Annotated in this window: 7 protein-coding genes; 3 read left to right on the forward strand and 4 right to left on the reverse strand. The window is 62.7% G+C overall.

The features are described 5' to 3' along the window. Window positions 1–325: 325 nt before the first annotated feature. The 3 genes from JHD73_RS24680 (at window position 326) to JHD73_RS24690 (ending at window position 3,418) form a co-directional block, all read left to right on the forward strand. Window positions 326–1,423, forward strand: coding sequence for an aromatic ring-hydroxylating dioxygenase subunit alpha (locus JHD73_RS24680; RefSeq protein WP_199032808.1), 1,098 nt, complete (start codon window positions 326–328; stop codon window positions 1,421–1,423). A 164-nt stretch (window positions 1,424–1,587) separates the two neighbouring features. Next, window positions 1,588–2,502 carry a DMT family transporter gene (locus JHD73_RS24685; protein ID WP_199032814.1) on the forward strand — a complete coding sequence of 305 codons (915 nt, stop codon included), beginning with the start codon at window positions 1,588–1,590 and terminating at the stop codon, window positions 2,500–2,502. Between the two features lie 28 nt (window positions 2,503–2,530). After that, window positions 2,531–3,418, forward strand: a complete 888-nt coding sequence (locus tag JHD73_RS24690) for a sulfurtransferase (RefSeq protein WP_199032809.1) — start codon at window positions 2,531–2,533, stop codon at window positions 3,416–3,418. Between the two features lie 68 nt (window positions 3,419–3,486). Here JHD73_RS24690 and JHD73_RS24695 read toward each other — a convergent pair whose 3' ends face one another. The 4 genes from JHD73_RS24695 to polA form a co-directional block, all read right to left on the reverse strand. Then, on the reverse strand, window positions 3,487–4,293 hold the full coding sequence (locus JHD73_RS24695; protein ID WP_199032810.1) for a ZIP family metal transporter: 807 nt from the start codon (window positions 4,291–4,293) through the stop codon (window positions 3,487–3,489). Window positions 4,294–4,455: 162 nt separating this feature from the next. Continuing rightward, window positions 4,456–5,346, reverse strand: coding sequence for a dienelactone hydrolase family protein (locus JHD73_RS24700; RefSeq protein WP_199032811.1), 891 nt, complete (start codon window positions 5,344–5,346; stop codon window positions 4,456–4,458). Between the two features lie 105 nt (window positions 5,347–5,451). Continuing rightward, complete coding sequence (locus tag JHD73_RS24705; protein WP_199032812.1) at window positions 5,452–6,777, reverse strand: NAD(P)/FAD-dependent oxidoreductase; 1,326 nt, start codon at window positions 6,775–6,777, stop codon at window positions 5,452–5,454. 195 nt (window positions 6,778–6,972) lie between these two features. Next, the coding region (gene polA, locus JHD73_RS24710) for a DNA polymerase I (protein WP_199032813.1) at window positions 6,973–9,034 on the reverse strand (2,062 nt) is incomplete at its 5' end.

Genomic DNA, 9,034 nt, shown 5'->3' on the forward strand with positions numbered 1-9,034 from the left:
GCGCAGGGGAGGCACCTGGCTGACAACCCTCTGACTGACAGCCGAAAGATGTCGAAAATCAGGGACTTATCTAATCCCCTGGGGTACAATCGCCCCCTTTCCTCCAAAGGCCGGAGTGGCGCTGCGCCGTTCCGCATGGTGGTTTGGGTCTGTTGGCCCATCAAACGTATGGTCGTTGGCCCAAGCGGGGGCCGACAGCGCTCGTTTCCTATCTCAACAGACCCTGGCGACCTGCCGATGGCGTCCTTTCCCAAATCGAATTTTTCATCGAATTTTTCGATGGTTGGGTTGTTCACTACTTTCACCGTTATTGGGAGTGGGGATAATGTCCAATCTCAGCGCCGCACTGAACCTGGTGCCGTCTGAAACCCAGTTGCCCGTCTCTGCCTACTTTGACGAGGCGCTGTATCAAACTGAAATCGAACGTCTGTTCAAGCATGGCCCGGGTTATGTCGGCCATGAGTTGATGGTTCCGGAAGTCGGCGACTATCACACGCTTGCCGCCGAGGCCGAAGGCCGCGTGCTGGTGCGCAATCCGAACGGCGTCGAACTGCTCTCCAACGTGTGCCGGCATCGGCAGGCAATCATGCTCAATGGGCGCGGCAATGCCCAGAACATCGTCTGCCCGCTGCATCGCTGGACATACGATCTCCAGGGCGACCTGCTCGGCGCGCCGCACTTCGAGCGACAACCGTGCGTGCACCTATCGCGCTCGCCGCTGCAGAACTGGAACGGCCTGCTGTTCGAGGGCAAGCGCGACGTGCGCGAAGACCTCGCTCGCCTGGGCGTGGCGCGCGACCTCGACTTCTCGGGCTACATGCTCGACCACGTCGAGGTGCACGAGTGCAACTACAACTGGAAGACCTTCATCGAGGTGTACCTCGAGGACTACCACGTCGTGCCCTTCCACCCGGGTCTCGGCCAGTTCGTCTCGTGTGACGACCTGGAATGGGAATTCGGTGAGTGGCACAGCGTGCAGACGGTCGGCCTCCACGCTGGCTTGCGCAAGCCTGGCACGCCCACGTACCAGAAGTGGCATGACGCCGTACTGCGCTTCAACAACGGCGAGATGCCCAAGTACGGCGCAGTGTGGCTGACGTACTACCCGAACGTGATGGTCGAGTGGTATCCGAACGTGCTGGTGGTCTCAACGCTGCATCCGATGGGCCCGAACAAGACGCGCAATGTGGTCGAGTTCTACTACCCGGAAGAGATTGTCCTGTTCGAGCGCGAGTTCGTCGAGGCCGAGCGTGCCGCCTATATGGAAACCTGCATCGAGGACGACGAGATCGCCGAGCGCATGGACGCCGGCCGCTTGGCACTGATGAAGCGCGGTGTAAGCGAAGTCGGCCCATACCAGTCGCCCATGGAAGACGGCATGCAGCACTTCCACGAGTGGTATCGACGTGTCATGAATTACTGAAGGTAGGCATCTGCCGCCTTCCGCGTCACAATACGAACGGTGCGGCCCGCGTGGCCCGCACCGTTTTTTTTTCGCCCTCCCTCGCCATGTCCGCCGATACCACCACCGCAGTCAACGACACGGCCGCCCAGACGGTCGACAGTTCCTCACGCCAATCGCTGTGGATGATTCTTGCGGCATTCGCTTTCTCGGCGATGGGCGTGTGCGTCAAGCTCGCCTCTGCGCACTACAGCACGGGCGAGATCGTCTTCTACCGCAGCATCATTGGCGTCTTGCTGATGGGCGCGATCCTGCAACGCTCCGGGCAAGGTATCCGCACACCGTATTTCCTGTCGCACATCAAGCGCAGCGTGTTTGGGGTGACTTCGCTGCTGCTGTGGTTCACCTCCATCAGCCTGCTGCCGCTGGCCACCGCCATGACGCTGAATTACATGTCGCCGGTGTGGATTGCACTCATCATCGGCGCGGGCGCAGCGCTGGCCGGCAAGCCCGGCGTGGCGGACCGACGTATGGTGGTGGCCATCGTCATGTCATTCGTGGGGGTGGTCTGTCTTCTGCAACCGAGCGTGGGCGGATCGCAACTTGCGCTTGCCGGCGGCATGATCGGCCTCGTCTCAGGGGTGTTCACGGCGCTGGCGTATGTAGAGGTGCGCCAACTCGGTGACCTGGGTGAAAACGAAGCACGCATCGTGTTCTATTTTTCGTTGCTGAGCGCCATTGCCGGTGGCGTATGGATGCTCATCGACGGTGCGCAATCGCACACATGGTCTGGTGCCGGCCTGCTGCTGGCCGTGGGCCTCCTGGCCACGCTCGGACAGACGTCAATGACGCGCGCCTACAAGCGCGGCAACACACTATTGACCGCCAACCTGCAGTACACCGGCATCGTCTTTGCGAGCGGCTGGGGGATGTTGCTGTGGAACGATCACCTGAACGCGCTATCGTGGCTGGGCATGGCCCTCATCATTGGTAGCGGCATCGTCACCACCGTCATGCGCGCCCGGCAGTCGGGTGCCGAAAACCCAACCCCGCAAACAGCCGTGTCCGGACCAGAAGCTGAGATTCACCCGGAAGTTTGATTGCTAGTCGCCCCTGGAGATTGCTGATATGAGCGAACGCGCTCGCTACGCCACCCTGATGACCGCTGCGCAACTGGCCGCGCTGCAGCAGAGCGCGCCAAGCACGCTAGTCATCGTCGATTGCAGCTTTGATCTCGCCAACCCGGCCGCCGGGCGCGATGCGTACCACGCCAGCCATATTCCGGGCGCGTTCTACCTGCACCTGGACAACGAACTGTCCGGCCCCAAAACCGGCACCAACGGCCGGCACCCGCTGCCCGATGCCGATGCGCTGGTTGCACGCCTGCAGGCACTGGGCGTGAACGACGACACGCAGGTTGTCGCCTATGACCGGCAGGGCGGCATGTACGCCGCGCGCCTGTGGTGGCTGCTGCGCTGGGTCGGCCACGCCGATGTGGCTGTGCTGGATGGCGGCCTGCAAGCGTGGGAAGCCGCGCACTACCCCGTCAACAAGATCGTGCCCGACGAGCCGCAGCTCAACGCCACACCCGGCAAGCTGACACGCAAGCCGTCGCTCGCGGCGTTGGTCAATGCCGACATCGTGCAGAAATACCTGGGACACACCGACAAGCCTGTCATCGATGCGCGTGCGCCGGATCGCTACCGCGGCGAGAACGAAACGCTGGACCCTGTCGGCGGCCACATCCCCGGCGCACGCAACCGTTTCTTCCGCGACAACCTGCAGGCCGACGGCACCTTCAAATCGGCCGAACAGCTGCGCGCCGACTTTGCTGCCGTGCTGGCCGGCGCCAAGCCCGCCGATACGATGCTGCAATGCGGCTCAGGCGTGACCGCCTGCCACAACGCGCTGGCCATGGAGATTGCCGGCCTGACCGGTGCCGCCCTTTACGCCGGCTCGTGGAGCGAATGGTGCAGCGATCCGGCACGCCCGGTGGCAACGGGGCCGAACCCATAGTGGGCACATCTCGCAGGTAGCAAAAAGCCCGGCATTCACCGGGCTTTTTGTTGGGCGCTAGCGATGCGTCAGTGCGCATGGCCATGCAGGCCATTGGTCAGCAGGAAAATCATCAGGACACCTGCTGCGATCAGCGCAACCTGGATCGCAGATTCCTGCTTGCGCGGCCGGCGCTTCATTTGCGGCATCAGATCACAGACAGCGATGTAGATGAAGCTGCTGGAGGCCACCACCAGCACGTACGGAATCCACGAGGTCAGGCGATCCAGCAGGTAGTAGCCGAGCACCGCCCCCACCAGCGCGCAGACGCTGCAGATCAGGTTGTAGACAAAGGCACGGGTCTTGGAGAAACCTGCGTTGAGCAGCACCATGAAGTCGCCGATCTCCTGCGGGATCTCGTGCGCTGCAATTGCGAGCGCTGTAACGATGCCGACTTTGGTGTCGGCGAGGAACGCGGCGGCAATAACGATGCCATCGGAAAAATTGTGCAGGCCATCCCCCACCAGGATCATCATGCCGCTGCGGCCAGCTTCCTGGCGATCATGTCCGTGGTGATGGCCGTGCCCATCGCCCTCGTGGTGGTGCGAGTGGCGGATTAGCGAAATTTTCTCGAGCAGGAAGAACCCCAGCAGCCCGGCCAGCAACGTGGCGAACAGTGCATGTGTGTTCGGCTCAATGCCGTTGTGTGCCTCAAAGGCCTCAGGCAACGAGTGCAACAGCGATGTCGCCAGCAGCACGCCAACGGAGAAGCTGACCATGCGATCGACCACGCGCGACAGCACGGTGAGCGACAGCACGGCAGCGCCCGCCATACTGCCGATGCCGGACAATGCGGTCGCCAGAAGAATGCCTAACAGAGTGGTATCGAGGGTCATGCCAAGGGTGACGCCGCAGATGACGCTATCAGCGCCAACAAACGCAACAGAGTTGCAAGAAGAGGCGCATTGTATGCCCCTTTGTGAACCTTTGCCAGCACAGCCAAAAAGAGAGAAGGCCCACGTGGGGCCTTTCTTGCTGGAAGGACGAAGCGCCTACTCCTACTCGACGCCGTGGTCCTTGAACCAGGCGATGCACTTCTTCCAGCCGTCTTCCGCATCGGCCTTCACATAGCTGGGCCGGTAGTCGGCATGAAATGCGTGTCCCGAATTCGGATAGACGATGATGCGCGACGCATGCGCCTTGGGGTTCTTGGATGCCTCCAACGCTGTCTTCAGGGCGTTGACGGAGTCCTGCGTAATACCCGTGTCCTTGGCACCGTACATGCCGAGTACAGGGGCCTTGAGTTCGTCCACTTTGTCGATCGGGAACACAGGTTGCAGCGGCGTCGGATTGCCCCTTGGCTGACCGTACCACACCACTGCGGCACGGATGTCGGTGCTGTGCTCGGCAAACAGCCAGGTTTGGCGCCCACCCCAGCAGAACCCGGTGATGCCAATGCGCGCCGGATCGCCGCCGTTCTGCTTGACCCACGCAACCGTTGCGTCCAGATCACCACTGACCTGCGTGTCGGGCACCTTGGAGATGATCTTCTCCTGCAGCTCGCTGATCGTCGCAATCGACTGCGGATCGCCCTGCCGTACGAACAGTTCGGGGGCGATGGCCAGATAGCCGAGCTTGGCGAAACGCCGGCAGATGTCGGCGATGTACTCATGCACGCCAAAGATCTCGCTGACGACGATCACCACCGGCAGCTTGGTCTTGCCCTCGGGTTGGGCACTAGGTTGGGCACGATAAGCCGGCATCTTGAAATCGCCGACGGGCACAGTCACCTCGCCCGCCGTCAGACCGTTGAAGTCCGTCTTGATGGCCTGCGCCGACACGGGCAGCACCGCTGCGGCAAACGCCGAACCCAGCGCTGTCTTCATGAAGCCGCGGCGGTCAAAGTTGCGGCCCGGCACCAGACTTTCCACTTCTGCATCCAGCTGCATCGCACTCTCCTAGCGCCCGAAGGCGGTGACGGTGAACGAAGCGGCTAGTCTACCGAAGCAAACCCATCGGTGCCGAGTGAAGTGCTGTGTCATGCAGCGCGGTGTTCAGTGCAGCTTGACGCGCGGATTGGTCTTGCTGCGCAGCCAGTGCGTGACCGTATCGAGCGCCATGCGCACCCAGCCGTGCAGCGCCAGCACGTGCATGCGATACAGCGACGTGTACATCAGCCGCGCCATCAGGCCTTCGATGAACATTGAGCCCCCGATCAGCCCACCCATCAGGCTGCCGACCGCACTGAAGTGCCCGAGCGACACCAGCGAGCCCAGGTCCTTGAATGCGAATGGCCCGACCGGCTTGCCTTCCAGACGGCTGCGCAGCGCGTTATACAGATACGTTGCCTGCTGGTGCGCAGCCTGTGCACGCGGGGGCACGCTGGTCGACGCCTCGGGCCACGGGCAGCTCGCGCAATCGCCGAAGGCGTAGATCGAATCATCGCCCTCCACCTGCAGCGTGCGCGACACGACCACCTGCCCCAACTTGTTGACCGGCAGTCCCAACTCGCCCAGCACCGAAGGCGCGCGGATGCCCGCCGCCCACACGGTCAGGTCGGCCGGGATGGACTTGCCACTGGCAGTATTGACCGCATTGGCCGTCACCTCGGTCACGCGCTCGCTGGTGATGACATCCACGTCGAGCTTATGCAGCAGATCGGTAGTCGCAGCGGAAATGCGCTCCTTGAGCACCGGCAGAATGCGGGGCCCGCCCTCGATCAGGTGGATGCGGATGTCGTGGCGCGGGTCCATCTTGTGCAAGCCATAGGCGGCCAGCACGTGCGCCGTGTTGCGCAGCTCGGCCGACAGCTCAACGCCCGTGGCACCCGCACCGACGATGGCGATGTCCACCTGCGGGCGGGCATCGCCCACGCCATTCTGCGCGCGCATGCACGCGGAAATGAGCTTGCGGCGAAAACGCTCGGCCTGCCATGCGGTATCCAGTGCGATGGCGTGCTCGGCAGTGCCGGGCACACCAAAGAAATGCGTCACACTGCCGATGGACAGCACGAGCACGTCGTAAGCGAGAGCGCGCTCGGGCAGCACCTCGGTGCCGTCGGCGTCCAGACTACCCGAAACGGTGATGGTCTTGGCGGCCCGGTCGAGCCCTTTCAGCTCACCCTGCTGGAACTCGAAGCCGTGCCAGCGCGCCTGTGCAGCGTATTCGAGTTGGTGGGTGTTCGGGTCCATGCTGCCGGCGGCGACTTCGTGCAGCAGCGGCTTCCAGATATGGGTCGGGTTGCGGTCAACCAGCACGACTCGCGCGCCACCGCGCTTGCCAAGCTTGTCGCCCAGGCGCGTTGCCAGCTCCAATCCGCCAGCGCCGCCGCCAACCACTACGATGCGCGGTCCGCCCGCGCCATCTGTCTGCCCTGCCATATCGTTCTCCTGAAGCCTTTGAATCTTTGCGATCACACCATCGTTCAGATGCAGTCTGCTGCATTGCAAAACTCGCCGCAACCCCAGGCAGTCAGATATGACAGATCATCGAATGCGCATGCTACGGGCCTCCGCCGCCTGCCTTGGCAAGAAAAGCCGCGCCACGCCTAATGGCGCGGCTAGGCAGTCAAGGCATCAATGCGCCTCTTCCCAGTTGGCCCCCACCCCCACTTCGGCCACCAGCGGCACGCGCAGCGTCGCAACGCCGCACATCAGTTCAGGCAGGCGCTCGCGCACCACGGCCAGCTCGGCTTGCGGCACCTCGAGCACCAGTTCATCGTGCACCTGCATGACCAGTCGCGAGCGCATCGCCTCGGCTTCCAGCCAGCCCTGCACGGCTAGCATCGACAGCTTGATGAGGTCAGCCGCCGTGCCCTGCATGGGCGCGTTGATGGCCGCACGCTCGGCGGCCTGGCGGCGCGGGCCGTTGCCGCCGTTGATATCGGGCAGCCACAGGCGGCGACCGAAGACGGTTTCCACGTAGCCGCGCTCGCGGGCGGTCTGGCGTGTCTCATCCATGTAGCGCGCCGCACCAGGGTAGCGGGCGAAGTAGCGATCAATATAGAGCTTGGCGGCATCGCGGCCGATGCCCAGGTTGCTGGCCAGCCCGAACGCGCTCATACCGTAAATGAGGCCGAAGTTGATGACCTTGGCCACGCGGCGCTGGTCGGCAGTGACTTCCAGCGGCGTCACGTTGAACACCTCGGCAGCCGTGGCGCGGTGCACGTCTTGGCCTTCCTGGAACGCACGCATCAGGCCTTCATCCTGCGACAGATGGGCCATGATGCGCAGCTCGATCTGGGAATAGTCGGCCGAGACGATCACGCTGCCTTCCGGCGCAATAAACGCCTCACGGATACGTCGCCCTTCTTCCGTGCGCACCGGAATGTTCTGCAGGTTCGGATCGGTTGAAGCCAGGCGCCCGGTAACCGCCGTGGCCTGGCCGTAAGTCGTGTGAACCCGACCGGTGTTCGGGTTCACCATCTTCGGCAGCTTGTCTGTGTAGGTGGACTTGAGCTTGGCCAGGCCCCGGTAGTCGAGCAGCAGCTTCGGCAGCGGGTAATCCTCCGCCAGCTTCTGCAGTACCTCTTCGTCGGTCGATGGCGCGCCGCTGGCGGTCTTCTTGATGACCGGCAACTTCATCTGGTTGAAGAAGATCTCGCCAATCTGCTTGGGGGAGCTCAGGTTGAACGGTTGGCCGGCCAGCGCGTGCGCCTCCGTCTCAAGCTCCAGCAAGCGCTGGCCGATTTCGGTGCTCTGCTTGGCAAGGCGCTCGCCGTCGATCAGCACGCCGTTGCGCTCCATCTTCTGCAGCACGATGGAGGTCGGCATTTCGATCTGCTCGTAGACGTAGTCCAGCTTGTCGTCAGCCTCCACCTTCGGGAACAACGCGCGGTGCAAACGCAGCGTGATATCAGCGTCTTCAGCAGCGTATTCAGTGGCACGATCGAGCGGCACTTCGTCAAAGCCAATCTGCGAGGCGCCCTTGCCACACACTTCCTCGTAGGTGATGGTCTTCAGCTGCAGTACGCGTTCGGCCAGCGCGTCCATGCCATGATTGCGGTGGGATTCGAGCACGTACGACTGCAACATCGTGTCGTGCTGGATACCGCGCAACGCGATGCCGTGGTTGGCAAACACATGCGCGTCGTACTTCAGATGCTGACCAACCTTTTTTGAGGCGTCGTCTTCCAGCCAGGTTTTCATGCGCGCAAGCACGGCATCGCGTGAGAGCTGCGCTGCTGCATCCAGCCCCGCCACATCCGGCCCGCGATGCGCAACCGGGATGTAGCACGCCTGCCCTGGTGTGACCGATAGCGAAATGCCAACCAGTTGCGCCAGCATCGGATCAATCGAGGTCGTCTCGGTATCGATACAGACGAGGTCTGCTTCATCCAGCCTCTGCATCCAGGATTCAAGCTGCGCTTCGGTGGTCACCGTCTCGTACTTCACCTCCTGGGGCGCCGCTTCAACGTCAAACAGGCTGGCCTGCTGTTGTGCGGCAGCATTGTCTGCATAGTTCTTGACGGGCGTTGCGGCTTTACGTGCGCTGCCTACGCTGCGCGTATCGGGCAGCGCCTCACCAGACGCCTCGCGCAGCCAGGTCTTGAAGCCGTAGCGCGAGAAGAAATCGACCAGCTCGCTCTTGTCTTCACCGCCGTCAATCAGCGCATCGAACGTCGGCACTTCCTTGGAC

This window comes from Ralstonia sp. ASV6 (genome assembly GCF_016429285.1).
Taxonomy (GTDB): Bacteria; Pseudomonadota; Gammaproteobacteria; order Burkholderiales; family Burkholderiaceae; genus Ralstonia; species Ralstonia flaminis.

Bases quoted from the DNA above. Each gene is read 5' to 3' on its own strand.
- JHD73_RS24680 (WP_199032808.1), top strand. From the start codon at position 326: ATGTCCAATCTCAGCGCCGCACTGAACCTGGTGCCGTCTGAAACCCAG.
- JHD73_RS24685 (WP_199032814.1), top strand. From the start codon at position 1,588: ATGATTCTTGCGGCATTCGCTTTCTCGGCGATGGGCGTGTGCGTCAAG.
- JHD73_RS24690 (WP_199032809.1), top strand. From the start codon at position 2,531: ATGAGCGAACGCGCTCGCTACGCCACCCTGATGACCGCTGCGCAACTG.
- JHD73_RS24695 (WP_199032810.1), bottom strand. From the start codon at position 4,293: ATGACCCTCGATACCACTCTGTTAGGCATTCTTCTGGCGACCGCATTG.
- JHD73_RS24700 (WP_199032811.1), bottom strand. From the start codon at position 5,346: ATGCAGCTGGATGCAGAAGTGGAAAGTCTGGTGCCGGGCCGCAACTTT.
- JHD73_RS24705 (WP_199032812.1), bottom strand. From the start codon at position 6,777: ATGGCAGGGCAGACAGATGGCGCGGGCGGACCGCGCATCGTAGTGGTT.